General features: G+C 67.1%; 23 protein-coding genes. 16 read left to right on the forward strand and 7 right to left on the reverse strand.

The features are described 5' to 3' along the window. Positions 1 to 10: 10 nt before the first annotated feature. The 6 genes from manA to ACFXNW_RS17005 all read right to left on the reverse strand — a co-directional run bounded on the left by manA (position 11) and on the right by ACFXNW_RS17005 (position 5,532). Positions 11 to 1,231 (reverse strand): mannose-6-phosphate isomerase, class I, encoded by a 1,221-nt coding sequence (gene manA, locus ACFXNW_RS16980; RefSeq protein WP_379418606.1) that lies wholly within the window; start codon positions 1,229 to 1,231, stop codon positions 11 to 13. Then, positions 1,231 to 2,454: a tobH protein gene (locus ACFXNW_RS16985; RefSeq protein ID WP_379418607.1), complete on the reverse strand. Its 1,224-nt coding sequence runs from the start codon at positions 2,452 to 2,454 to the stop codon at positions 1,231 to 1,233. The genes manA and ACFXNW_RS16985 overlap by 1 nt, the downstream gene beginning before the upstream one ends. A gap of 235 nt (positions 2,455 to 2,689) precedes the next feature. Next, positions 2,690 to 4,066, reverse strand: coding sequence for a phosphomannomutase/phosphoglucomutase (locus ACFXNW_RS16990; protein WP_379418608.1), 1,377 nt, complete (start codon positions 4,064 to 4,066; stop codon positions 2,690 to 2,692). A 68-nt stretch (positions 4,067 to 4,134) separates the two neighbouring features. Further along, on the reverse strand, positions 4,135 to 4,515 hold the full coding sequence (locus tag ACFXNW_RS16995) for a DUF3499 domain-containing protein (RefSeq protein WP_379418677.1): 381 nt from the start codon (positions 4,513 to 4,515) through the stop codon (positions 4,135 to 4,137). 143 nt (positions 4,516 to 4,658) lie between these two features. Beyond that, positions 4,659 to 5,138 carry a metallopeptidase family protein gene (locus ACFXNW_RS17000; RefSeq protein WP_379418609.1) on the reverse strand — a complete coding sequence of 160 codons (480 nt, stop codon included), beginning with the start codon at positions 5,136 to 5,138 and terminating at the stop codon, positions 4,659 to 4,661. Between the two features lie 160 nt (positions 5,139 to 5,298). Continuing rightward, the gene (locus ACFXNW_RS17005) at positions 5,299 to 5,532 is read right to left on the reverse strand and encodes a WhiB family transcriptional regulator (RefSeq protein ID WP_040709504.1); all 234 of its coding nucleotides are present in this window, start codon (positions 5,530 to 5,532) and stop codon (positions 5,299 to 5,301) included. A gap of 513 nt (positions 5,533 to 6,045) precedes the next feature. Here ACFXNW_RS17005 and cofD point away from each other — a divergent pair. From cofD to ahcY, 9 genes are all read left to right on the forward strand, one after another. After that, entirely contained in the window at positions 6,046 to 7,044 is a 999-nt protein-coding gene (gene cofD / locus ACFXNW_RS17010) for a 2-phospho-L-lactate transferase (RefSeq protein WP_379418610.1), read from the forward strand. Beyond that, positions 7,041 to 8,387, forward strand: coding sequence for a coenzyme F420-0:L-glutamate ligase (locus ACFXNW_RS17015; RefSeq protein ID WP_379418611.1), 1,347 nt, complete (start codon positions 7,041 to 7,043; stop codon positions 8,385 to 8,387). The genes cofD and ACFXNW_RS17015 overlap by 4 nt, the downstream gene beginning before the upstream one ends. Next, positions 8,384 to 8,902 (forward strand): NUDIX hydrolase, encoded by a 519-nt coding sequence (locus ACFXNW_RS17020; protein WP_379418612.1) that lies wholly within the window; start codon positions 8,384 to 8,386, stop codon positions 8,900 to 8,902. The genes ACFXNW_RS17015 and ACFXNW_RS17020 overlap by 4 nt, the downstream gene beginning before the upstream one ends. Positions 8,903 to 9,109: 207 nt before the next feature. Then, complete coding sequence (locus ACFXNW_RS17025) at positions 9,110 to 10,351, forward strand: alkane 1-monooxygenase (protein WP_379418678.1); 1,242 nt, start codon at positions 9,110 to 9,112, stop codon at positions 10,349 to 10,351. Beyond that, positions 10,348 to 10,530 (forward strand): rubredoxin, encoded by a 183-nt coding sequence (locus ACFXNW_RS17030; protein ID WP_379418613.1) that lies wholly within the window; start codon positions 10,348 to 10,350, stop codon positions 10,528 to 10,530. Before ACFXNW_RS17025 ends, ACFXNW_RS17030 begins: the two co-directional genes overlap by 4 nt. A 25-nt stretch (positions 10,531 to 10,555) precedes the next feature. Beyond that, complete coding sequence (locus tag ACFXNW_RS17035) at positions 10,556 to 10,738, forward strand: rubredoxin (protein WP_379418614.1); 183 nt, start codon at positions 10,556 to 10,558, stop codon at positions 10,736 to 10,738. A gap of 40 nt (positions 10,739 to 10,778) precedes the next feature. Further along, positions 10,779 to 11,399, forward strand: a complete 621-nt coding sequence (locus ACFXNW_RS17040) for a TetR family transcriptional regulator (protein WP_379418615.1) — start codon at positions 10,779 to 10,781, stop codon at positions 11,397 to 11,399. A gap of 375 nt (positions 11,400 to 11,774) precedes the next feature. After that, positions 11,775 to 12,833: an alkane 1-monooxygenase gene (locus tag ACFXNW_RS17045; RefSeq protein WP_379418616.1), complete on the forward strand. Its 1,059-nt coding sequence runs from the start codon at positions 11,775 to 11,777 to the stop codon at positions 12,831 to 12,833. 167 nt (positions 12,834 to 13,000) lie between these two features. Beyond that, a complete protein-coding gene (gene ahcY, locus ACFXNW_RS17050) occupies positions 13,001 to 14,485 on the forward strand; it encodes an adenosylhomocysteinase (protein ID WP_379418617.1) in 1,485 nt (494 codons plus the stop codon). A gap of 70 nt (positions 14,486 to 14,555) precedes the next feature. Here the strand turns inward: ahcY and ACFXNW_RS17055 are convergent, their stop codons facing one another. Then, positions 14,556 to 14,798, reverse strand: coding sequence for a hypothetical protein (locus ACFXNW_RS17055; protein WP_379418618.1), 243 nt, complete (start codon positions 14,796 to 14,798; stop codon positions 14,556 to 14,558). A 194-nt stretch (positions 14,799 to 14,992) separates the two neighbouring features. Between ACFXNW_RS17055 and ACFXNW_RS17060 the strand changes: the two genes are divergently transcribed. From ACFXNW_RS17060 to ACFXNW_RS17090, 7 genes are all read left to right on the forward strand, one after another. After that, positions 14,993 to 15,640, forward strand: a complete 648-nt coding sequence (locus tag ACFXNW_RS17060) for a dTMP kinase (protein ID WP_379418619.1) — start codon at positions 14,993 to 14,995, stop codon at positions 15,638 to 15,640. A 78-nt stretch (positions 15,641 to 15,718) separates the two neighbouring features. After that, complete coding sequence (gene mtrA / locus ACFXNW_RS17065) at positions 15,719 to 16,396, forward strand: MtrAB system response regulator MtrA (RefSeq protein ID WP_379418620.1); 678 nt, start codon at positions 15,719 to 15,721, stop codon at positions 16,394 to 16,396. Positions 16,397 to 16,468: 72 nt separating this feature from the next. After that, on the forward strand, positions 16,469 to 18,316 hold the full coding sequence (gene mtrB / locus ACFXNW_RS17070; RefSeq protein WP_379418679.1) for an MtrAB system histidine kinase MtrB: 1,848 nt from the start codon (positions 16,469 to 16,471) through the stop codon (positions 18,314 to 18,316). Continuing rightward, complete coding sequence (lpqB, locus tag ACFXNW_RS17075) at positions 18,313 to 20,127, forward strand: MtrAB system accessory lipoprotein LpqB (RefSeq protein WP_379418621.1); 1,815 nt, start codon at positions 18,313 to 18,315, stop codon at positions 20,125 to 20,127. The genes mtrB and lpqB overlap by 4 nt, the downstream gene beginning before the upstream one ends. 88 nt (positions 20,128 to 20,215) lie before the next feature. Then, positions 20,216 to 20,848, forward strand: a complete 633-nt coding sequence (locus ACFXNW_RS17080; RefSeq protein WP_379418622.1) for a ComF family protein — start codon at positions 20,216 to 20,218, stop codon at positions 20,846 to 20,848. 243 nt (positions 20,849 to 21,091) lie between these two features. Further along, positions 21,092 to 21,775 (forward strand): ribosome hibernation-promoting factor, HPF/YfiA family, encoded by a 684-nt coding sequence (gene hpf / locus ACFXNW_RS17085; protein ID WP_379418680.1) that lies wholly within the window; start codon positions 21,092 to 21,094, stop codon positions 21,773 to 21,775. A 167-nt stretch (positions 21,776 to 21,942) separates the two neighbouring features. After that, complete coding sequence (locus tag ACFXNW_RS17090; RefSeq protein WP_379418623.1) at positions 21,943 to 23,235, forward strand: acetyl-CoA C-acyltransferase; 1,293 nt, start codon at positions 21,943 to 21,945, stop codon at positions 23,233 to 23,235. The last annotated feature ends 32 nt before the right edge of the window (positions 23,236 to 23,267 follow it).

Below are 23,267 nucleotides of genomic sequence, written 5' to 3' on the forward strand. Positions count from 1 at the left end.
GACCGCGAAATCAGGAAGTGCCGCCGACGCAGGCGCAGAACACCTGCGCCTGCCCATTCAGCGCCTGAGCGCGGACTTCGCTGTCGGCGGCCGAGATCCAGGCCGCGGCGCCGCGTTCGAGGACGAGTTCGGAATCTTCCTGGAACAGGCGCACCGAACCCGCTGTGCACAGCACGATGCCAGGGCCGGCCTCGGTGAGCGGCACCAGCGCCGACCCTTCGGTCAGATCGAAACGGCGCAGCGCGAACTCCGGTGCGGGCGTGCGGTAGCGCACCGATCCGTCACCGGCCGGTTCGGGCAGCACCACCGGCAGATCGATCGGTTCGAAGTCCAGTACCCGCAACAACTCCGGGACGTCGACGTGTTTCGGCGTCAGGCCGCCGCGCAGCACATTGTCGGAGTTGGCCATGATCTCCACGCCGAGTCCGCGCAGATAGGCGTGCAGGTTCCCGGCATCGAGGAACAATGCCTGGCCTGGTTCCAGAGTCAGCCGGTTGAGCAGCAGTGCGGCAAGCACGCCCGCGTCGCCCGGATAGTTCTCGGCCAGTTCCAATGCGGTCCTGGCCTCGGCCGCGAACTTGCGCTTGCGGCTCGACAGGTAGCGCACGCATCCGTCGAGCACCTGCGGCAGCAGCGAGGCGAGCACATTCTGCGGCAGCGTGATCCAGGTGGTGAACAGGGTGCGCAGGCCGTCGGAATCCGGCTGGGCGGCCAGCAGATCCGCGTAGGACTCCAGGGCGGCGACGTCGAGTGCGCGCAGCAATTCGACGGTGCGTCGTGGCTCGCGGAACCCGGCCAGCGCCTCGAACCGATCCAGGGCCACCACCAGTTCCGGTTTGTGGTTCTCGTCGCGGTAATTGCGCATCGGCGAATCCAGCGGCACCCCGGCCTGGTTCTCCCGGTGGAAACCGGCATGGGCCTGCGCGGAGCTGGGATGCGCCTGGAGCGACAGCGGCTCCTCGGCGGCGAGGATCTTCAGCAGGAACGGCAGCCTGCCACCGAATTCCGGTGCCGCGGCACCGAGTTCACGATCCGGATCGGCGGAGACCAGCTCCAGCAGCGAGGTGGTCGAGCCGTTGCCGATGCGCACCTGAGCCGGATCGGCGGGATGGGCACCGAACCACAACTCGGCTTCCGGATGGGCCGATGGAACCGGTCGGCCGCACAGCCTGGCAAGGGAGGTGCGCGAGCCCCATGCATAGGAGCGCAGCGCACCGACGAGTTCGTGCACTAGTAGCGTCCCCCGTCGAACTGATCCGAGCCGAACTGTTCGGGGGCGGGGCTGCCGGTGACCTCACGAGTGCCGATCAGGCGCAGGTAGGCCGCCGTCATCTCCAGGCGAAGGGCGAGCACGGCGAGTCGTTCCAGATCGCCGCCGCGGACGGGTACCTCCGCATCGGATTCGTCCGGCTTCGGTGCCGCGGGGTCGGTCAGGTCACTGCGCAGCAGGTCCAGGTCAACGGCGACAAGATCGGCATCGACCAGCCCGGAACCGGTGCCGGAGAAGACGCCGAGCTTGCGACGCGCGGCCACCTCGTCCGCGTCGGTGCTCAGCACGAACACCCGCATCCGCTCCACCGGCGCAGGGCCGTCGAGCTGTTCGTCGTGGAAGAGCGGATCGTAGTCGGGCGCGGATTCGCCTGCGGCGGCGACCATTCGCGGATGTGCCGCGACGGCAACGGTGAGGTCGACCGCGGTGGCAATCCGGCCCGCCGACTGCACGAGCACCTCGGCGGCGTGGCCTGCGAGCTCGGTGGCGGCGGGGGAGTCGCCTGCCAGCACCAGCCCGCGCTGCTGCATCCGCGCGGCCAGGGTCTTGGCCGGATTGCGGAACAGCTCATGCTGCGGGCCGTCGCGCAATGCTTCGGCGTCGAGCAGATCCGCGAGATCGCTCAACGCCGGCAGCGCGGGCCCGCTGCGGGCGGGGTCGATCGCGCGCAGCACGGCGATGCCGATCGCGAGATAACGCAGCAGCCGGTTGTGATCGAGGACGGGAAGCCGCGGTGAGAGCAGCGCCGACCGGCCCGCGGCCACCGCGCGCAGCGGGCCCTCGTGTGGTGCGGCCACCACGACCTCGGCGCCACGACGCTGGGCCCGGTCGACGGCGTCCACGAGGCGGGGATCGCCCGCGTCGTCACCGGCGACTACCACCACATCGAGCGGACCGACCCACGGCGGGACAGCGGCGACGGGCACGATCGGCAGACCGGCCCGATCGCCGAGTGCGGCGATGAGCATCCGCGCTGCGCGGATGGCGCGGCCGGGGCCACAGACGAATACCAGACTGCGTGGTCGCAGACCGTCGAGCCGCTCCAGGATGCCCTCGTCGACGGCGGCCGCGGTGGCGCGGATCTGGGCGCCACCTGACGCGGCCGAGCGCAGGGCGCCGCTACTGTCGGCTGCCTCGAGCGACACCGCATCGTCGAGGTCGAGCACCGGTGTTCCAGCGATCATCGGGCGTCCCACCTCCCCTCATCGCGCTGTGTTCGCCGTCGGCCCGCACCCTTCGGTGTCGTGCCCACCGGGACCGTCCCTCTCCGGATGGGGCCGGGCGAATCCAAGGTCTGTGCTTCCACTATTCCAGTCGGGAACCGACTATGCCCGGGATCCACGGTCGGGAAGAGGGGTCTGTCTTCCTGCGCGAATCCCGAGCATGTGATTCCTTCCCTCAGTAATTCCACTATCCCAGTCAGGACCGCACGATGCTCAGGATCTCGGTTACGACTGCGTCTACTTCCTCCGGCGATCTGGCTTCGACGTTGAGACGTAGCAGCGGTTCGGTATTCGAGGCGCGCAGGTTGAACCAGGCGTCGGCGGGCAGGTGCACCGTCACGCCGTCCAGCCGGTCCACCGACACCGCCCGATCGGCGAACGCGTCCAGCACGGCGCCGGTGCGCTCGGCAGCGTCAGCGACAGTGGAGTTGATCTCCCCGGACGCCGCGTAGGTGTTGTAGGACGACATCAGCTCCGAGACCGGGCGGTCCTTCTCGCCGAGCGCGGCGAGCACGTGCAGCGCGGCGAGCATGCCGGAGTCGGCACCCCAGAAGTCCCGGAAATAGTAGTGCGCGGAGTGCTCACCGCCGAACACCGCGCCGGTCGCGGCCATCTGCTGTTTGATGAACGAATGGCCGACCCTGGTGCGCACCGGTGTGCCGCCCAGTTCGGTGACCAGTTCGGGCACCGCGTGCGAGGTGATCAAGTTGTGGATGATCACCGCGCCCGGCTCCTTGCCGAGTTCGCGTTCGGCGACCAGCGCGGTGATGGCCGAGGGCGAGACCGGGTCGCCGTTCTCGTCGACGACGAAGCAGCGGTCGGCGTCGCCGTCGAAGGCCAGGCCGATATCGGCGCCGGACTTGCGGACCAGATCCTGCAGATCGACCAGGTTCTTCGGGTCGAGCGGGTTGGCCTCGTGGTTGGGGAAGGTGCCATCGAGTTCGAAGTACAGCGGAACGATCTTCACCTGCGCGAGGCTGCCGAGTACCGCGGGCACTGTATGCCCGCCCATGCCGTTGCCCGCGTCCACCGCGACCGTCAGTGGACGGATGTCGGTCAGGTCGACCAGCTCGCGCAGGAAGGTGGCGTAATCGTCGAGCAGATCGGTCTCGGTGGCGCTGCCGCGAGCACCGTCGTAGCCGGGCACGCCCGCGGTGACCTCGGCCGCGATGGTCGCCAGCCCTGTGTCCTGGCCCACCGGCAGCGCCTTGGCGCGGCACAACTTGATGCCGTTGTAGCGGGCGGGGTTGTGGCTGGCGGTGAACATCGCGCCGGGGCAGTCCAGCTTGCCGGAGGCGAAGTAGAGCTGGTCGGTGGAGGCCAGGCCGATGTGCACCACATCGAGGCCCTGTCCGAGCACGCCCTCGGCGAAGGCGGCCGCAAGTTCGGGGGAGGAGTCGCGCATATCGTGTCCGATAACGACGCGTCGCGCGTCCTCGGCGCGCATCAGCCGCGCGAACGAAGCCCCTACGTCGGAAACGAATTGGGCGTCGATCTGGTCACCGACCACACCGCGGACGTCGTAGGCCTTGATCACCGCGTTTACGAAATCGGCAGAGCGGGCGACTGTCATAGCGAACACCCTAGTGCCCTGGCGGCGCGGCGCTGACATGGTCCCGGTAGTTGCCCGCGGGCATGGCCTCAGCTGGGCGGATCGGGCAGTACGCGTAGATGTCCGCGGCGGCCGGTGCGGGTGGCGCGCGGTGGTGGGGGCGCGTAGTCGCGGTAGCCGCGCTGGTCGGGTTCGGGCGGACGGCGGCGCAGTCCGGCCTCGCGAACCGCCTCGGCCAACGCGGTCAGATCGTCGTCGTCGGGTGTGCTGGAGGAGAATCCGCCTTCGTGCCGGACCATGTCCCAGCCCTTGGGTGCGGTGATGCGGGACGCGTGCGTCTCGCATAGGTCCCAGGAATGGGGTTCGGCTACCGTCGCGAGGGGGCCGACCACCGCGGTGGAGTCCGAGTAGACATAGGTGAGCGTCGCAACGGCCGGATTCTTGCAACCGGGTCGGCAGCAACGACGCATGGGAATCACGCCAGTGAGAGTAACCCGCGGGAGCTCCGGGGGCGGGTAGACACGCTCAGCGAATCCCTGCCGATCGGCGCGTCGTGGCGCATCCGGCCGTCGTCAGCGGCGGATTTCGCGCCGATGCGCGCGCGATCGCGCGGTCAGTTCGGCTCGGGATCGATGACGTCGGGGTCGACGCCGAGATAAGTGGCGATCTGCTGGACCAGAACCTCGCGCAGTAGTTCCACGAGATCGTCCGGATCGCCCGCCCGCAATTCGAGCGGCTTGCGGAACAGCACGACGCGCGCCCGGATGGGGGCGCCGTGCCGGTCGACCCCCGCAGGAATGAGACGCGACAGCGGTACCGGCCCGTCGGCGACGACCTCGTCCGGCCAGGTGACCGAATCAGGATGCAGCGGACGGATTTTCGGCACGTCGTCGACGGCGATATCGAGTTTGGTCAGGCGATCGTGCCAGCGCGAATCCAGCGGTGCGAACGCCTCGAGCACCAGGCGGTCGAATTTCTGCCCGCGGGTGCGCCAGGCGGGAACGGTCGGCGGCAGCATCGGCCCGCGTACACCGCGGCCACGGCGGGTCACCGACCGGGCTGTGGGGGGACGTCGATTGCGGGAGCGTGCCATACCCGAAACGTTAGTCAGCTACCGAGACATACTGGCGGCCCGCCCCGGCCACACGCACCGAGGCGGGCCGGCCGGGACCTGATCGGTCCCGGTACCAGCGACGCTGCCGGACGCAGTCCGTCCGCAGCCGCGCACGGCCGCAGCGAATGCGGAGGTACGCTCAGCCGATGCCGCGCTTGAGCCTGCGGCGCTCGCGTTCGGACAAACCGCCCCAGATGCCGAAGCGTTCATCGTGTGCGAGTGCGTATTCCAGGCACTCGTCGCGGACCTCGCAACCAAGGCAGATCCGTTTCGCCTCGCGAGTCGAGCCGCCCTTCTCGGGGAAGAACGCCTCTGGATCGGTCTGGGCGCACAGGGCACGTTCCTGCCACTGTTCCTCGATCGACTCGAACATCTCGTCGAAACCCGGCACAACCAAGCTGAGTCGGGGCGCCGAATCTCGCTCACCCCCCTCATGGTCATTCCACCCGGCCTCTGCGCAGACGCTACGTGCTGCGCCTGCCGTGGAATCGGTTTGCGATACGCCGCCCGGCATGCCCGAAGGGGCCAGCTCATTGGCCATCGCTCCGCCTCCTCACTGTGTGTTAGCGCAGAATGCTTCTTTCCGCCGGACCAACACGCCTACCGACGGCACTACTCCGCGACGTTGTCTCGCGGACATCCCCGAACATGCCGCCCCGGCTCGAACATTCGTTCGAAAAGCCGTTCGCGCGTTGAACTCTCGCGCGATCCCGGAATGACATGACTGTGATTAGACACGCCGAACGCGTCGATGGTCAAGCCGCTGTCGCTATTCCGTTACTATCCGGCAGCGCTTTCGAAGACGATCTTGAACCGTCATATAGCAAATGAGCAGCAAATATGGCTCTCGACGCGGCCGATCCCGGGACGCTTAGGCTATGTGGATGTGACTTCAGAACAAGCGGACATCGCACCCGTCAATGGGCCCCGCATCGCCGTGCTCGTCGGTGGAGTGGGTGGTGCGCGGTTCCTTCAAGGTGTTCGGGAACTGCTGCCCGACGCCGACGTTTCGGCGATCGTCAATGTCGGTGACGACGTGTGGATGCACGGCCTTCGAATCTGTCCCGACCTCGATACCTGCATGTATACCCTCGGCGGCGGAATCGATACCGAACGCGGCTGGGGTCGGGTGGCAGAAACCTGGCATGCCAAGGAAGAGCTGGCGAAATACCACGCGCAGCCGGACTGGTTCGGTCTGGGTGACCGCGATATCGCCACGCACTTGGTTCGAACGGAAATGCTGAACGCCGGTTACCCGCTCTCCGCGGTGACCGAAGCGCTGTGCAATCGATGGCAACCGGGCGTGAAACTGATCCCGGCAACCGACGATCGTTGTGAAACCCATGTCGTTGTCAGTGACCCGGACAACCCTGGCGAACGCCGCGCGATCCATTTCCAAGAGTGGTGGGTTCGATACCGTGCGGACATCGAGACTCATGGATTCGCCACAATCGGCGCGGATCAAGCCAAACCGGCGCCAAATGTGACCGAGATCATAGGTGCCGCTGATGTGGTCTTGCTCGCACCGTCGAACCCGGTGGTGAGCATCGGATCCATCCTCGCGGTGCCTGGCATTCGCGGCGCGCTGCGCACGACCGACGCGAAGGTCATCGGCATCTCTCCGGTCATCGACGGAAAACCGTTGCGCGGCATGGCCGATGAGTGTCTGTCGGTCATCGGCGTGGAAACCTCGGCCGAGGCGGTCGGCAGGCACTATGGCGCGCGCTCGGCGACCGGCATCCTGGACGGCTGGCTGATCCACACCACCGACACCGCCGAGGTGCCCGGTGTCGAGGTCCGCAGCGTCCCGCTGCTGATGACCGACCCGCCGACCACCGCCGAAATGGTGCGTGCGGCACTGGATCTGGCGGGAGTCAAGCCGTGACCGGGCCTTCCGACCACGCCGCAGGCGAGCTCCGGCTGCTGCCGATCACCGGACTGCCGGAATTCCGGCCCGGTGATGATCTCGCCGAACATATCGCGGCGAACGCGCACTGGCTGGTCGATGGTGATGTGCTCGTGGTCACCAGCAAGATCGTCGCCAAGGTCGAGGGGCGCATCGTCGCGGCGCCGCTGGATCCGGAGGAGCGCGACACCGCGCGCCGGGCGCTGGTGGATCAGGAGGCCGTGCGAGTGCTGGCCCGCAAGGGACGCACCCTCATCACCGAGAACCGGCTCGGCATCGTCCAGGCTGCCTCCGGGGTGGACGGGTCCAATGTGGAGCAGGGTGAATTGGTGCTGCTGCCAACCGATCCCGATGCCAGCGCGAAGGCGCTGCGCTCGGCGCTGGCCGAGCGGCTCGGAGTGGAGGTCGCGGTGGTGATCACCGACACCATGGGCCGGGCCTGGCGCAACGGTCAGATCGATGCGGCCATCGGCTCCGCCGGGCTGCGGGTGCTGCACGACTACGCGGGCGCGGTGGATGGACAGGGCAACGAACTGCACGTCACCCAGGTGGCCGTGGCCGACGAGCTGGCCGCGGCCGCCGATCTGGTGAAGGGCAAGCTCGGCGGCGTCCCGGTGGCAGTGGTGCGTGGGCTGGCCTACACCGACGACGCCTCCAGTGCAGCCGATCTCGTGCGGCGCGGCACCGACGATCTGTTCTGGCTCGGCACCGCCGAGGCGATCGAGCAGGGGCGTTCGGAGGCGGTGCTGCTGCGGCGGTCGGTGCGCGAGTTCGCTGCCGACCCCGTCGATCCGGAGCGCGTGCGGGCGGCGGTGTCGGTCGCATTGACCGCACCAGCGCCGCATCACACCCGGCCGGTGCGTTTCGTATGGCTGCGCGATCGCGCGCTGCGAGAACGGTTGCTGACCGCGATGGCCGACAAATGGCGTGCCGATCTCACCGCCGACGGACTGCCCGCCGATCGGGTGGAACGCCGGATCGCCCGCGGCCGGATCCTTGTCGACGCACCCGAGGTGATCATCCCGTGCTGCGTCCCGGACGGTGCGCACGACTATCCCGACGACCGGCGCCGCGCGGCCGAGCAGACCATGTTCACCGTCGCGGTCGGCGCCGCGGTGCAAGGGTTGCTGGTCGCCCTCGCCACCGAGGGGCTCGGCAGCTGCTGGATCGGCTCGACCATCTTCGCGCCGGAGACGACGCGGGAGGTGCTCGGCCTCGACGGTGACTGGAGCCCGCTGGGTGCCATCGCGATCGGGCACCCGCTCGACGAACTCACTCCGCGTCCGCCGCGGGCGCCTGGCGAGGCGCTGGTGGAGCTGTGAGCGCGGACTCGCTGCACGCCTCGGCCACGGCGTTGCTCGAATCGTGGTCGCCGGCGGCGGGGCCGGATGCTTCGTTGCGCGAGGCGATGCTTGCGTTCCTCGGCTCCGCGCCGCGTGGCTGTCTGCGTGAGCACACCCCCGGCCACATCACCGCCTCCGCGGTGGTGTTCTCCGCTGACGGCAACGACGTTCTGTTGACGTTGCATCCACGGGTCGGCCGTTGGATCCAGCTCGGCGGACATTGCGAGGAGGGCGACGCCACCGTGGCCGATGCCGCGCTGCGTGAGGCCACCGAGGAGTCGGGGATCGCGGGCCTGCGGCTGGAGCCGCAGCTCTACGGTGCGCAGGCGCACCCGATCACCTGCTCGCTCGGGATGCCGACCCGTCATCTGGATCTGCTGTTCCGCATCACCGCGCCTGCGGGCGCGGTACCGGTGCGCAGTGCCGAATCGACCGATCTGCGGTGGTGGCCGATCGGCGCCCTCCCGGATAACGCCGATGTGCTGATTCGCTGAGTCGTCGTTATCGCAGCGTTGCGAAGGGCGCCCGCACGGCAGTGTGCGGGCGCCTTTGTGTGTCTTTGCCTGATGGATCGCCTGCGAGGTCACGGACACTTTACAAATTGAGTCATTTGTATAGACCCAGGACAAATCAACGTCTATCGTCAACCTTAGGTGGTAGTGCACATCACATGTGATGTGTGTCGCATGAAGGAGACGATGATGTCTACTGATGCCGAAACCGCAGGTCTGGCGCCCGAGACGCCGGCCTGGCGGGACCGGAAGCGGTATATGTGGCTGTGGGGACTGTTCGCGCCCACCGGACTGTTCACCATCGGGATTCCGCTCATCTGGGCGCTGAACGAACTGGGCTGGACGGGCCTGGCTCATGTGCCGTTCTGGTTGGGCCCGATCCTGGTGTACCTGATCATCCCGCTGGCCGACATCTTCTTCGGGCCCGACGGCGCCAACCCGCCCGACGAAGTGATGGAGTACCTGGAAAACGACAAGTACTACCGGTACCTGACCTACCTCTACCTGCCGTTCCAGTACGCCTCGCTGATCATGGCCTGCTACCTGATCACCGCGGGTGATCTGAGCTGGCTCGGGATCGACGGCGGGCTGATGGTGGTCGACAAGATCGGCCTCGCGGTCACGGTCGGCATTATCGGCGGCATCGGCATCAATACCGCGCACGAACTCGGCCACAAGAAGGTCGACCTGGAGCGCTGGCTGTCGCGGATCGCGCTGGCCCAGTCCTGCTACGGCCATTTCTATATCGAGCACAACCGCGGCCATCACGTGCGCGTCGCGACCCCGGAGGATCCGGCGAGTTCCCGGGTGGGGGAGACCTTCTGGGCCTTCTGGCCGCGGACGGTCATCGGTGGTCTTCGCTCGTCGTGGCGGCTGGAGAAGACGAGGCTGGAGCGGCTCGGCAAGAAACCGTGGACGCTGCAGAACGAGGTGCTCAGTGCGTGGCTGATGTCGGTGCTGCTGTTCGCGGTTCTGATCGGGGTGTTCGGCATCGAGGTGCTGCCGTATCTGCTGTTGCAGGCCGTCGTGGGATTCAGCCTGCTCGAAGCGGTCAACTACCTCGAGCACTACGGTCTGGTACGCCAGCGGACGGCCAGTGGACGCTACGAGCGGCCCGCACCGACCCACAGCTGGAACAGCGACCACATCGTCACCAACATCTTCCTGTACCACCTGCAGCGCCACAGCGACCATCACGCCTACCCGACCCGGCGCTACCAGACGCTGCGCAGCTGGGATGGTGCGCCGAATCTGCCCAGCGGGTACGCGAGCATGATCCTGCTCGCCTATTTCCCGCCGATCTGGCGCCGGGTGATGGACAAGCGGGTGCTCGCGCACTACGACGGCGATATCACCAGGGCCAATATCCACCCGGCCAAGCAGGACAAGGTGCTGGCCCGTTATGGCGTGAGTCGAGGAGGCGCAGCATGAGCGCGTATCGGTGTCCGGTGTGCGAGTACGTCTACGACGAAGTCGAGGGCGAGCCGCATGAGGGCTTCCCGGCGGGAACGCCGTGGTCGGCGGTTCCCGACGATTGGTGCTGCCCGGACTGCGGGGTGCGGGAAAAGATCGATTTCGAACCGGTCGGCAGCGATCAGGCGCGACGGTAGTCAGGCGAGAGAAAAGGGTGACGAGATGACCGACTACAAGCTGTACCAGTGCATCCAGTGTGGCTTCGAATACGACGAGGCGCAGGGCTGGCCGGAGGACGGCATCGAGCCAGGTACCCGCTGGGACGATATCCCCGACGACTGGACCTGCCCGGACTGCGGCGCAGCCAAGGCCGATTTCTTCATGGTCGAGATCGAGCGGTCGTGAGGTTTTGACTGCGACAGATGCCCGTGCCAATGTCGCAGGCATGCCGCGCAACGGGTCCAGAGTCACCTATCAGGAGGCCGCGCGGGAGCTGCTGCGCAGCTCGGTCCTGGATGCGATGCGCGAACTGCTTACCGAGCGCGACTGGTCCAAGATCACCCTCGGTGACGTGGCCACTCGCGCCGGTGTCAGCAGGCAGACGCTGTACAACGAGTTCGGTTCCCGTGCGGGTCTGGCCCAGGCCTACGCCCTGCGACTGGCCGACGATCTGGTCGACCACGTCGGGGCCGCCATCGACGACAATGTCGGCGACGCCCGAGCCGCCTTCCGGCAGGGCCTGTCCGGATTCTTCCTCGAAGCCGCCGCCGACCCGCTGGTGCGCTCGCTGGTCGCGGGTGAGGTCAAGCTCGATCTGCTTCGGCTGATCACCCTCGACGCCGAGCCGCTGGTCGAGCATGCCACCGAACGACTATCGGTGGCATTTCGGCACAGCTGGGTCGATGCCACCGCTGCCGAGGCCGATGTGCTCGCCCAGGCACTCGTGCGGATCGCGTTGAGCTATATCCCCACCCCGCCGGCGCCCGGCCGTGATGCACCCGAGGAACTGAGCGCCTTGCTCGGGCCATACGTCGAGGCGATTCTGGCGGCCCGCGAGTTGCGGTAGCTGCGGCGCTGCCGGGCGTGGCCTGCATGTGTCCGCTGTGATCACGGAGATGTGTTCAGCTACGGCACGGTGGCCTTTTGAACGCGTGCCGATCCCACGGAGTCGTTTGCGGCGGGTGTGCCGTGACGTCGATCACATGGTTGATCGGACAACGTCCTCCTATCAGGGCTGTAACGGTCGCCACGTTTCGGGACCAACGAAAGGTGTAACAGACCACACGTCTGAGACTATGGATCTCCGTTGGTGTCAGGGTTCATTTTTAGCGGGGCAAGCGTGCAAACGGTTGGCAAACCGAGGGGATCGGCCGATCCCAAACGCCACCTGTGGTTTCTCGGTCTCATCGCGCCTGCGTGCGCTTTGCTGCCTTCTCAACTGGTGTTACACACCGGGCTGACGATCTTCTGGTGGATCGGTCCGATCATCGTGCTCGGCGTGATCCCACTGCTGGATCAGCTGGTCGGCGAGGACGGCAGCAACCCGCGTGACGAGGACTACGAGCTGCTGTCCAACGACCGCTACTACCGGTGGTGCACCTACCTGTTCCTGCCCATCCAGCTGCTCGGTCTCATACTCGCCGGCTATCTCTGGTCCGGTGACGAACTCAGCGTCGCGGACAAACTCGGGCTGGCGTCCACCCTCGGGCTCGTCTCCGGAATCGGCATCAACGCCGCGCACGAACTCGGGCACCGCGTCGAGAGCCTGGAACGCTGGCTGGCCAAGATCGCCCTGGCGCAGTCGGGCTACGGCCACTTCTTCGTCGAGCACAACCGTGGCCACCACATGCGGGTGGCCACTCCGGAGGATCCGGCCAGCGGCAGGCTCGGGGAATCACTGTGGGAGTTCCTGCCGCGCAGCGTGTCCGGCGGATTCCGTTCGGCGATCCGGCTCGAACGCGCCCGGCTGGCGCGACGCGAGCTGCGCTGGTGGAGCGTGCACAACCACATCCTGCAAGCCTGGTCGATGACGGTCGTGCTGTTCGCCGCGCTGATGGCGGCCTTCGGCGTCGAGATCCTGCCGTACCTGTTGCTGCAAGCCGTCATCGGCGTGATGTTGCTGGAGACGGTCAACTATGTCGAGCATTACGGGCTGCTGCGTGAGCGCAGGCCAAGCGGTCGCTACCGGCGCTGTTCGCCACGGGACAGCTGGAACAGCGACCGGCTGGTGACCAACATCTTCCTGTTCCATTTGCAGCGCCACAGCGACCACCACGCCAATCCCGGACGCCGGTATCAGACGCTGCGCAGCTCCCAGCAAGCGCCGCAGCTGCCTGCCGGCTACGCCACCATGCTCCTGCTCGCCGCGGTCCCACCGCTGTGGCGGCGGGTGATGGATCCGCGGGTGCTCGCGCACTATGGCGGCGACATCACTCTTGCCAATATCGCTCCGCGCAGGCGTGTCCGGATGCTGGCGCGCCATGGAGTCACGACCGCCTGATCCGTCAGGGCTCGGCGGCGGCAGCGGAGCGTAGCCACGCAGGGCTCCGGATCGGGCGTTGATCCAACACCGCCTGAGGCCTGCCTATCGGTTGCCGAACACCGCTGCCACCGAAGCGACTAGCCTGGCTTCGGAACCGATATCCGGAGAGAGGCTGATCCAGGCGCATGACGACCTCAGAACTTCCCGCACGCACGTCGCTGACCGCCGATGTCCGTAACGGCATCGACTACAAGGTGGCGGATCTGTCCTTGGCCGAGTTCGGTCGTAAGGAGATTCGCCTGGCCGAGCACGAGATGCCCGGCCTGATGGCCTTGCGTCGCGAGTACGCCGAGGTGGCGCCGCTGAAGGGCGCGCGTATCTCGGGCTCGCTGCATATGACGGTGCAGACCGCGGTGCTGATCGAGACCCTGACCGCGCTCGGCGCGCAGGTCCGCTGGGCCTCGTGCAACATCTTCTCCACCCAGGACCATGCCGCCGCGGCGATCGTCGTCGGCCCGAACGGCACCGTCGACGAGCCGAAGGGCACCCCGGTGTTCGCCTGGAAGGGCGAGACCCTCGAGGAGTACTGGTGGGCCGCCGAGCAGATGCTGACCTGGCCGAACGAGCCGGCCAACATGATCCTCGACGACGGCGGTGACGCCACCATGCTGGTACTGCGTGGCGCGCAGTTCGAGAAGACCGGCGTGGTGCCGCCGGCCGATGAGGACCATTCGGCCGAGTACACGGTGTTCTTGAACCTGCTGCGTGAGCGGTTCGAGACCGATAAGGGCAAGTGGTCGGCGATCGCCGACAGCGTCAAGGGCGTCACCGAGGAAACCACCACCGGTGTGCTGCGGCTGTACCAGTTCGCGGCCGCGGGTGAGCTGGTGTTCCCGGCGATCAACGTCAACGACTCGGTCACCAAGTCCAAGTTCGACAACAAGTACGGCACCCGCCATTCCCTCATCGACGGCATCAACCGCGGCACCGATGTGCTGATCGGTGGCAAGAAGGTGCTGATCTGTGGTTACGGCGATGTGGGCAAGGGCTGCGCGGAATCGCTTGCCGGACAGGGTGCCCGGGTGCAGGTCACCGAGATCGACCCGATCAACGCGCTGCAGGCCCTGATGGACGGCTACGACGTGGTCACCGTGGAGCAGGCCATCGGCAATGCCGATATCGTCATCACCTCCACCGGCAACAAGGACATCATCACCCTCGAGCACATGAAGGCGATGAAGGACCAGGCCATCCTCGGCAATATCGGTCACTTCGACAACGAGATCGATATGGCGGGGCTGGAGCGTTCGGGCGCAACGCGTTTGAACATCAAGCCGCAGGTCGATCTGTGGACCTTCGGCGAGTCCGGCAAGGCCATCATCGTGCTGTCGGAGGGTCGCCTGCTCAACCTGGGCAACGCCACAGGTCACCCCTCGTTCGTGATGAGCAACAGCTTCTCCAACCAGGTCATCGCTCAGATCGAGCTGTGGACCAAGCCGGAGGAGTACGACAACGAGGTCTACCGCCTGCCCAAGCATCTGGATGAGAAGGTCGCCCGCATCCACGTCGAGGCACTCGGCGGGACGCTGACCAAGCTCTCCAAGGATCAGGCCGAGTACATCGGGGTGGATGTCGAGGGCCCGTACAAGCCCGACCACTACCGCTACTGATCGGTTGATACCCGAGTGGCCCGTCGACGCATCTGTCGACGGGCCACTCGCGTTCAGGGCGGGTACTCGCTCAGCACACGGTGCCGGGCGAACAACCTTGGCTGATCTTGGCCAGCAGTTCCAGCGTGTTGATCACCATATCCGCACTTCCCGAGGCGCTGCCGGTCCCGCTGTCGTCGATGGGGGCGTTGGCGACGGGGGCCGCGGGCTCCAGCGCCAGGGGCGCAGCGGTCGCGGTCGCTGTGCCACCGGCGACGGTGGCGCCGAGGGCGACTACTACGGCGGCGGTGTGCAGGGCGCGCTTGATCGACATGTGTTCTCCCTGTGAAATGTGGAGCCTGTGTGCTCCGAGGCCGGAGATTGTCCGGGTGCACCGACAATGCCCGGTGTGCTCGCCGGTGACCAGACCCGAATCCTATGGGATCCGAATCGTGGCCACTTCACATATTTGCAGGGCTGCAAGCAACGATTTCCGGCCCGGGACCAGCGCCGAGTACCCTGCTGGCCATGGGTGAACTGATCGCGGTCGAGGGGCTCGACGGCGCCGGAAAACGGACGCTGATCGACGGCCTGCTCACCGCCCTGCGTGAGCGCGGACTGCGGGCAGGCACCCTCGCGTTCCCCGCCTACGGCCGGTCGATCCACGCCGACCTCGCGGCCGAGGCGCTGCGCGGCGCCCACGGTGATCTCGCCGGCTCGATCAACGGTATGGCGGTGCTGTTCGCGCTCGATCGTGCCGAGGCGGCCGCCGAGTTGTCGAACCTGTTGGACAGCAATGACATCGTCGTCCTCGATCGCTATATCGCTTCCAACGCAGCGTATTCGGCGGCGCGGGCCGAACAAGGCGCCGACGGCGAAATCGTGGACTGGGTGGGCGATCTGGAGTTCGGCAGGCTGAAGCTGCCGGTTCCCGCACTCACCGTGCTGCTCGATATCCCCACCGAGGTCGCCGCCGAACGAGCCCGCAGGCGAGGCGAACTCGACTCCGCGCGAGCGCTGGACGCCTATGAGCGCGACGGCGGCCTGCAGGCGCGCACCGGCGCGGTGTACCGGCAGCTGGCCGACCGCGACTGGTACGGCCCGTGGTGGACATACCGATCCGATGACGATCGAGACGCCCTACTCGCCCGTTGTGTGGAAATCCTCGGCGAATAAGGTTGGATATGCGGCGCGCGTGCACGAGTAATGCGCGTGGTGGCCCGATACTGGCGTGGGAGATGACAACATAGAGATATGAAGCCGAAGATTCTGGTCGTCGACGACGATATGGCACTCGCGGAGATGCTCACCATCGTCCTGCGCGGGGAAGGGTTCGACCCGCATGTGGTCGGCGACGGCACGCAGGCGCTGTCGGCAGTGCGGGAGATCCGCCCCGATCTGGTGCTGCTGGACCTGATGCTGCCGGGTATGAACGGCATCGATGTGTGCCGCGTGCTGCGGGCCGATTCGGGAGTTCCGATCGTGATGCTCACGGCCAAGACCGATACGGTCGACGTCGTGCTCGGTCTCGAGTCGGGCGCCGATGATTACATCGTCAAACCCTTCAAACCGAAGGAACTGGTCGCCCGCGTGCGGGCACGCCTGCGTCGCACCGAGGACGAGCCCGCCGAGCTGCTCACCATCGCCGACATCGTCATCGACGTGCCGGCCCACAAGGTGAGCCGTGAAGGTGCGCAGATCTCGCTGACCCCACTCGAGTTCGACCTCCTGGTGGCGCTCGCGCGTAAACCTCGTCAGGTGTTCACCCGCGAGGTGCTGCTCGAGCAGGTCTGGGGTTACCGGCACGCCGCCGATACCCGTCTGGTGAATGTGCATGTCCAGCGCCTGCGCGCCAAGGTCGAGAAGGATCCCGAGAACCCGGAGATCGTGCTGACCGTGCGTGGGGTGGGGTACAAGGCCGGACCGCCGTGATCGGTAGTCGGTCCGGGTCCATGACTCGGAGGCGGCGGCTTGCCTGAGCACGAAGGCGGCCGCCTCGCCTCGCTGCAGCGAGGACTGGCGCCGGTCGGCGCCTGGTTCAAGGGCGTCGGTAGTTCCCTCGGCCATCTGTGGCGGCGATCGCTGCAGTTGCGCGTCATCGTCTCGACGCTGACGCTGTCGCTGATCGTCATCACCATTCTCGGTGTGGTGCTCACCAGCCAGATCACCGATCGGCTGCTGGACGCCAAGATCAATGCGGCCGTCGAGGAGATGGACCGTGCCCGCAACACGGTGCAGAGCCAGCTGCAGGGTGCCCACGATCCGGCGCTGTTGCAGCAACGCCTCGCCGATGCCCGCAGTGCGCTGTCGGATCGTGGCGGTGAAAGCCGCTCCGGCAGTGCGGCCGGCAGCTTCGATTCGGCATTGAGCATCGTCGGCGGCACCCCGCCGCAGCAGATCGCCGCGGGCCCGATCGACCAGATTCCGGACGAGCTGCGCCGGTTCGTCCAGGGCAACCAGGTCAGCTACCAGTTCGCCACGGTGTCGGATCCGGACGGTCTCCGCGGGCGGGCTCTGATCATCGGAAGCCCCAGCGCCGACAACCCGACGCTGGAGACCTACCTGATCTTCCCGCTCGCCAACGAGGAACGCTCGCTGGCGCTGATGCGCGGCACCATGATGGTCGGCGGCCTGGTCCTGCTGGTGCTGCTGGCCGCGATCACCGCCTTGGTCACCCGGCAGGTGGTGCTGCCGATCCGGTCGGCCGCGCGGATCGCGAGCCGCTTCGCCGACGGGCGGCTGCGCGAACGCATGCTGGTGCGCGGCGAGGACGATATGGCGCGGCTGGCCGAGGCGTTCAACGAGATGGCCGAAAGCCTGTCCAACCAGATCACCCAGCTCGAGGAATTCGGCAATCTGCAACGCCGGTTCACCTCCGACGTCAGCCATGAGCTGCGCACACCATTGACCACGGTGCGCATGGCCGCCGACCTGATCCACAGCAGCAGCGAAGACCTCGACCCGGCCCTGGCGCGCAGTGCCGAGCTACTGGTCACCGAACTCGACCGGTTCGAGGGACTGCTCAACGACCTGCTCGAGATCAGCCGCCATGATGCCGGTGTGGCCGAGCTGCAGGTGGAATCGCTGGACGTGCGGATGTGTGTGCGCGCCGCGATCTCCACGGTGCGGCATCTGGCGAAAGAATCCGGCGTCGAGGTCGTCACCGATCTGCCGGAGGAGCCGGTGGTCGCCGAGGTCGATCCGCGGCGCGTGGAGCGGGTGCTGCGCAATCTGCTGGCCAATGCCATCGACCACAGCGAAGGCAAGCCGGTGCTGATCCGGATGCGCGGCGACGGCGAGGCCAATGCGGTCGCAGTGGTCGTGCGCGATCAAGGCATCGGCCTGCGCCCCGGCGAGGAGAAGCTGGTTTTCAGTCGCTTCTGGCGTTCGGACCCGTCGCGGATGCGTCGCTCCGGTGGCACCGGGCTCGGGTTGTCGATCAGTGTCGAAGACGCCAACCTGCACGACGGCAAACTCGAGGCCTGGGGCGAACCCGGCGTCGGCGCCAGTTTCCGGCTGACCTTGCCGCTGGTACGTGGCCGTAAACTCGGTAAGAGCCCGCTGCCGCTGGAGCCGGGTGCCCGCAAGACCCGCGGTGCGGCACCGGAACCGGAGGCGGAGACGACCGGCGCGGAGGCAGTCGACGAACAGGCTGCGGCCACCGCGAATCCCGGAACGTCCGGCGCGGACGGTCCTGGCGCGAGTGCGCAGGCATCGGGTTCCGCCGACGCGCCTGACACGCCACCGTCGCACCCGGGCGACGGCACGGCCGGACCGCCCGCCGACGATATGCCCGGCACCGGGTCGCCCACCGACGCCGTGCTCACCGACACCGGAGACAAACAGCCATGACCATGCGGCCCACCGATTCCAGCAGTGCGCGGCGCGGGCGATTACTTGCCGCGCTGGCGGTGGCGCTGACCGGTGTCCTGCTGCTCGGTGGTTGTGCGAGCCTGCCGGAGTCCTCGCAGCCGCAGGCGTTGGGCACCATCAACCGGGAACCGGCCGCCGCAGGTCCGCCCGCACCCATCGAGGGCCGCGATCCCGGCCTGCTGCTGCTGGACTTCCTGCAGGCCAGTGCGGACCCGACCAACCGGCATCTGGCGGCTCGTCAGTACATGAACCCGTCCGCGGCGACCAAATGGAACGACGCGGCGGGCACTGTGATCGTGGAACGGCCCGACACCCTGCTGGAAGAACGCACCGAGAACAGCGCCACCTACCGAATCCGCGCGCAGCGCGTCGCCGAACTCGCCCCCGACGGCGCCTACCGGGCCATCGACGGGCCCCCGCTCGAGTACAAGGTCGAGATGAGCAAGGTCGACGGCGAATGGCGCATCGATGATCTGCCCGACGGTGTCGTCATCGATAAGCCCGCCTTCGCCAAGTTCTACCGCCGCTACGTGCTGTACTTCGTCGATCCGACCGGCAGTGCCGTTGTGCCCGACCCGCGCTGGATCGCCTCGCCGAAAGATCAGCTGACCCAGCGGCTGCTGACCCTGCTCGGCGAGGGTCCACAGCCCGCCATCGCCCCGGTGGTGCTCAATGAACTCGACGCGAGGCGGGTGACGTTGCGCGGCCCGATCACCAAGGCCAACGGTGATCCCGACGAGGTCGGCGTCGGCCTCGGCGGTGTGCGCGTCGACTTCGCCGGAGCCTCCGAACTCGCGCCGCGCGAGCGCGAACTACTCGCCGCACAGGTCGTGCTCACCCTCGCCAAGGCCGACGTGCTCGGCCCGTACATGCTGCTGGCCGACGGTAAACCGCTCGACGAGCGGTTCGCCGCCAACGGCTGGTCGGTCGCCGATGTGCATCAATTCAGCGCCGAGGCCTACGCCCAGAACCGGACCGGTTTGCATGCCCTGCGCGACGGTGCTCTGGTGGAGGTGAACGGCGACGGAATCGCCCCGGCGCCCGGCTATTTCGGTGCGGTGCACAACCTGCAATCGGTCGCGCTGACCCCGGACGGGCAATTCGTCGCCGCCGTCGCCGACGCGGGCCGCCCCGCACCGGAGCCGCCGCGGACACTGATGATCGGCAGTTACGGCGGCAATCAGTTCCCGGTCGCGGAGGGCACCACCATCAGTCGTCCGTCGTGGGCCGTCGACGGTTCGGCGGCGTGGGCGGTGATCGACGGTGAACGGGTGATCCGGGTGGTCAACGACCGCTCCACCGGCAACGTGTCGGTGCAGGACGTGGACATCTCCGCGATGACCAACGGGCTGCGCATGCCCATTACCGAGATCAGGATCGCGCGCACCGGTGTGCGAGCCGCGCTGATCGCCGACGGCAAGGTGTATGTGGCGGTGGTCGAACGTCGCCCTGACGGCAAGTTTGCGCTGACGTCGCCGCTGCCCATCGCGGTGGGGCTCAGTACGCCCGCGGTCTCGCTGAACTGGCTGACCTCCGACACCATCATCCTGGCGCGTGAAGGTGACGTCGACCCGGTCAGCACCGTCTCGATCGACGGCTCCCAGCTCATCTCGCAGACCACCCGTAACCTGACCCCGCCGGTCCGGTCGGTCACCGCCGCCACCGACCATCAGTACGTCGCCGATTCCCGCGCCGTGCTGGAGTTCACCACCAACCCCGAAGGCGGCGAACAATACTGGCGCGAGGTTCCCGGCCTCGGTGCCAGCGCGGTGCCGATCCTTCCCGGCTGATCGGTCGAGCCCGTCCCGGCAGCACCGGTGGGCCGAACCGCCACCCGAGGCGAGCATGCGTGTCGGTGGGTGCGGGCACACTCGGGCGATGCGGACGCTGCTGGATCTGGTGTTACCCCTGGAATGCGCCGGCTGTGGACTTGCGGGCATCGGCTGGTGTAAGTGGTGCGCCGCCCACCTGACCGTTTGCCCGCGGCGAGTGCACCCGCGCACCGATCCCGGTGTGCCGTGCTGGACGCTGAGCCGCTACGCAGGTCCGCCACGGCGCGCGATACTGGCCGCGAAGGAGCGGCGACGGCGGGATCTGGCCGAACCGCTCGGCCGCGCGATGGCTGGCGGACTGGCTCGCCTGCGGGCCGATTCCCGGCCGCTGGTGCTGGTTCCGGCGCCGAGCCGTACGGCAGCGGCGCGACAGCGGGGCGGCGATCCGGTGGTGCGTGCGGCGCGCGTGGCGGCGAGTTGGCTGCCTGGTTGCCAGGTGTGGTGCGCATTGGGTGTGTGGCGCGGTGTACACGATTCGGTGGGGCTTTCCGCTGGTGAACGCAGGAACAATCTGCAAGGCCGTATTATGGCCGGCCCGAATCTGGAAATTACGGCAAATGCCCAGGTAGTGGTGGTCGACGACGTGCTGACGACAGGCGCGACGGTCGCCGAGTCGGTGCGAGCACTTACCGGTGCCGGAGTACGGGTCGACGCCGCGTTGGTGACGTGTGCGGCTTGACTTCAGGAAATTTGCGTGAACAGTGGCGGACCAGCGGTTGGCGTACTACCGTCGCGGTCACACACCCGAACCGGCAGTTTGGAGGTGGGTCTCGGACAACTGGTGCCGAGCGTCTGTCATCCGACAAGATCGATCGGCACTTCTCAATCCCGCCGCACGCCAGTCGGGTCGTGCGGCCAGATCCGGGAGGTACGCGTGACGACTTCTTCACGACCTTCAGTGCAAGATGTAGATCCTTCGACGCTGGATGCTCAGCGGGCCGAGCAACCCGAAGCGGACCGCCAACGAGCCAACAACGCCGACATCGTGGTGAAGGGCCGCAATGTCGAGGTTCCCGACCATTATCGAATCTATGTGTCGGAGAAGCTATCTCGACTGGAACGCTTCGACCCGTCGATATTCCTGTTCGACGTCGAACTGTTCCATGAGCGCAATCGTCGTCAACGCAAGGCCTGCCAGCGCGTGGAGATCACCGCCCGCGGTAAAGGTCCGGTCGTCCGCGCAGAGGCCTGCGCCGACAGCTTCTACGCCGCCTTCGAATCGGTGACGGCGAAGCTGGAGAGCAGGCTGCGCCGGACCAAGGACCGCCGCCGGGTGCACTATGGCGAGAAGACTCCGCTCTCGGTCGCACGGGCCACCGCCGATCTGGTGGACGAGGCACTGTTCGAGCCGGGCGGCGGCGCTCATGAGCATCCTGATGAGGGTCGCGGTCGTGAGTCGGGCGAACATCCTGACTACGCGGCAGGCCCCGGCCACATCGTGCGGACCAAGGTGCATTCGGCAACGCCGATGACGGTCGACGACGCGCTCTATCAAATGGAGCTCGTCGGTCACGACTTCTTCCTCTTCCATGACAAGGAGACCGACCGTCCCTCGGTGGTCTACCGCAGACATGCCTTCGATTACGGCTTGATCCGCTTGGCCTGACGGCCACGGCCCGCGGCGGGTCGAGCACCGCCGCCACGGCCATCCGACATTCCGGCGACCCGGTCGGTGCCTGTGCACCGGCCGGGTCTCGTTGTTTTCGGCGACCCCCTCGACGGTCAACTTACTTGAGAGTAAGTTGGATGCACCGATGGCTGAAAGGAATTCGCATGGCCTCCAGTGCTGCTCGCCGTGCCGTAATCGTCTCCGGCGCGCGTACTCCATTCGTGCGCGCGTTCACCGATTACACCCGGCTGGATTCGATCGACCTCGCCGATATCGCGGTACGCGGTCTGCTGGAACGTACGGGCCTGGCCGGTGACCAGGTGCAGGCGATCGTCTGGGGCGGGGTGGTGCTGCCGAGCGCCGCGCCGAATATCGCGCGCGAGATCGCCCTTGACCTGAAGCTGGATCCGGGGTGTGAGGGGTACACCGTCACCCGGGCGTGCGCGTCCGGCCTACAGGCGGTGACCTCGGCGGCCGCTGCGATCGAGCGCGGTGAATACGACATCATGATCGCCGGCGGTAGCGATTCCACCAGCGGTGCCGAGGTCAAACTGCCGCAGAAGATCGTGCACGCGATGGCGCCGCTGGCATTGGGCAAACCGAAGCCGAAGGACTATCTGTCGGCGATTTCCCAGCTCGCGCCATTCACCGACCTGCTGCCGTCGCGGCCGAAGATCGCCGAACGCACCACCGGCGAGGTGATGGGGGAGTCGGCGGAGAAGATGGCGCGCATTCACGGCATCGGCCGGGCCGCGCAGGACGAATTCGCCGCCCGCTCCCATCACCGCGCCGCCGCGGCCATTGCCTCCGGCCGATTCGATGACGAGGTGCTGTCGGTCCACACCCCCGACGGCCCGAGGATCACTCGCGACGGTCTGGTCCGTGCTGATACCAGTATCGAGAAGCTGGCGAAGCTGAAGCCGGTGTTCGCCGAGGACGGCAGCGTCACCGCGGGCAATGCCAGCCCGCTCACCGACGGCGCCTCGGCGGTGCTGCTGATGAGCGAAGAGACCGCGCTGGCGCTCGGCTACCAGCCGCTCGCGGCCTTTCGCTCATGGAGCTATGTCAGCGTCGACCCGACCGATCAGGTACTCATCGGCCCGGCGATCTCCATGCCGCGGGCGCTGGACAAGGCGGGCATGTCGCTGGCCGATATCGATCTGGTCGATATCCACGAGGCCTTCGCCGCCCAGACCTTGTCGGTGCTGTCGGCGCTGGCCAGCGACGAGTGGGCCAAGACTCGCCTCGACCGCGACACCGCGGTCGGCGAGGTGGATATCGACACGCTGAACGTGCACGGCGGTTCGGTATCGATCGGCCACCCGTTCGGGGCGACCGGCGCGCGGATGGTCACCACCATGGCCAATGAACTGGCGCGGTCGGGGAAACAGACTGCGCTGCTCGGGATCTGCGCAGCCGGTGGGATCGGGGCGTCTGCGGTGCTCGAGCGGGTCTGAGCGCGTTCGGCTTCGGCTGAGATGTGACGCGG

The organism is Nocardia sp. NPDC059180, from assembly GCF_042754945.1.
In the GTDB taxonomy this organism is placed as follows: domain Bacteria; phylum Actinomycetota; class Actinomycetes; order Mycobacteriales; family Mycobacteriaceae; genus Nocardia.

Bases quoted from the DNA above. Each gene is read 5' to 3' on its own strand.
- ACFXNW_RS17030 (WP_379418613.1), top strand. From the start codon at position 10,348: ATGAGCGCGTATCGGTGTCCGGTGTGCGAGTACGTCTACGACGAAGTC.
- ACFXNW_RS17000 (WP_379418609.1), bottom strand. From the start codon at position 5,138: ATGGCACGCTCCCGCAATCGACGTCCCCCCACAGCCCGGTCGGTGACC.
- mtrA (WP_379418620.1), top strand. From the start codon at position 15,719: ATGAAGCCGAAGATTCTGGTCGTCGACGACGATATGGCACTCGCGGAG.
- ahcY (WP_379418617.1), top strand. From the start codon at position 13,001: ATGACGACCTCAGAACTTCCCGCACGCACGTCGCTGACCGCCGATGTC.
- ACFXNW_RS16985 (WP_379418607.1), bottom strand. From the start codon at position 2,454: ATGATCGCTGGAACACCGGTGCTCGACCTCGACGATGCGGTGTCGCTC.
- ACFXNW_RS16995 (WP_379418677.1), bottom strand. From the start codon at position 4,515: ATGCGTCGTTGCTGCCGACCCGGTTGCAAGAATCCGGCCGTTGCGACG.
- ACFXNW_RS17090 (WP_379418623.1), top strand. From the start codon at position 21,943: ATGGCCTCCAGTGCTGCTCGCCGTGCCGTAATCGTCTCCGGCGCGCGT.
- ACFXNW_RS17060 (WP_379418619.1), top strand. From the start codon at position 14,993: ATGGGTGAACTGATCGCGGTCGAGGGGCTCGACGGCGCCGGAAAACGG.
- ACFXNW_RS17025 (WP_379418678.1), top strand. From the start codon at position 9,110: ATGTCTACTGATGCCGAAACCGCAGGTCTGGCGCCCGAGACGCCGGCC.
- ACFXNW_RS17055 (WP_379418618.1), bottom strand. From the start codon at position 14,798: ATGTCGATCAAGCGCGCCCTGCACACCGCCGCCGTAGTAGTCGCCCTC.
- ACFXNW_RS17035 (WP_379418614.1), top strand. From the start codon at position 10,556: ATGACCGACTACAAGCTGTACCAGTGCATCCAGTGTGGCTTCGAATAC.
- ACFXNW_RS16990 (WP_379418608.1), bottom strand. From the start codon at position 4,066: ATGACAGTCGCCCGCTCTGCCGATTTCGTAAACGCGGTGATCAAGGCC.
- ACFXNW_RS17080 (WP_379418622.1), top strand. From the start codon at position 20,216: ATGCGGACGCTGCTGGATCTGGTGTTACCCCTGGAATGCGCCGGCTGT.
- ACFXNW_RS17005 (WP_040709504.1), bottom strand. From the start codon at position 5,532: ATGTTCGAGTCGATCGAGGAACAGTGGCAGGAACGTGCCCTGTGCGCC.
- lpqB (WP_379418621.1), top strand. From the start codon at position 18,313: ATGACCATGCGGCCCACCGATTCCAGCAGTGCGCGGCGCGGGCGATTA.
- ACFXNW_RS17040 (WP_379418615.1), top strand. From the start codon at position 10,779: ATGCCGCGCAACGGGTCCAGAGTCACCTATCAGGAGGCCGCGCGGGAG.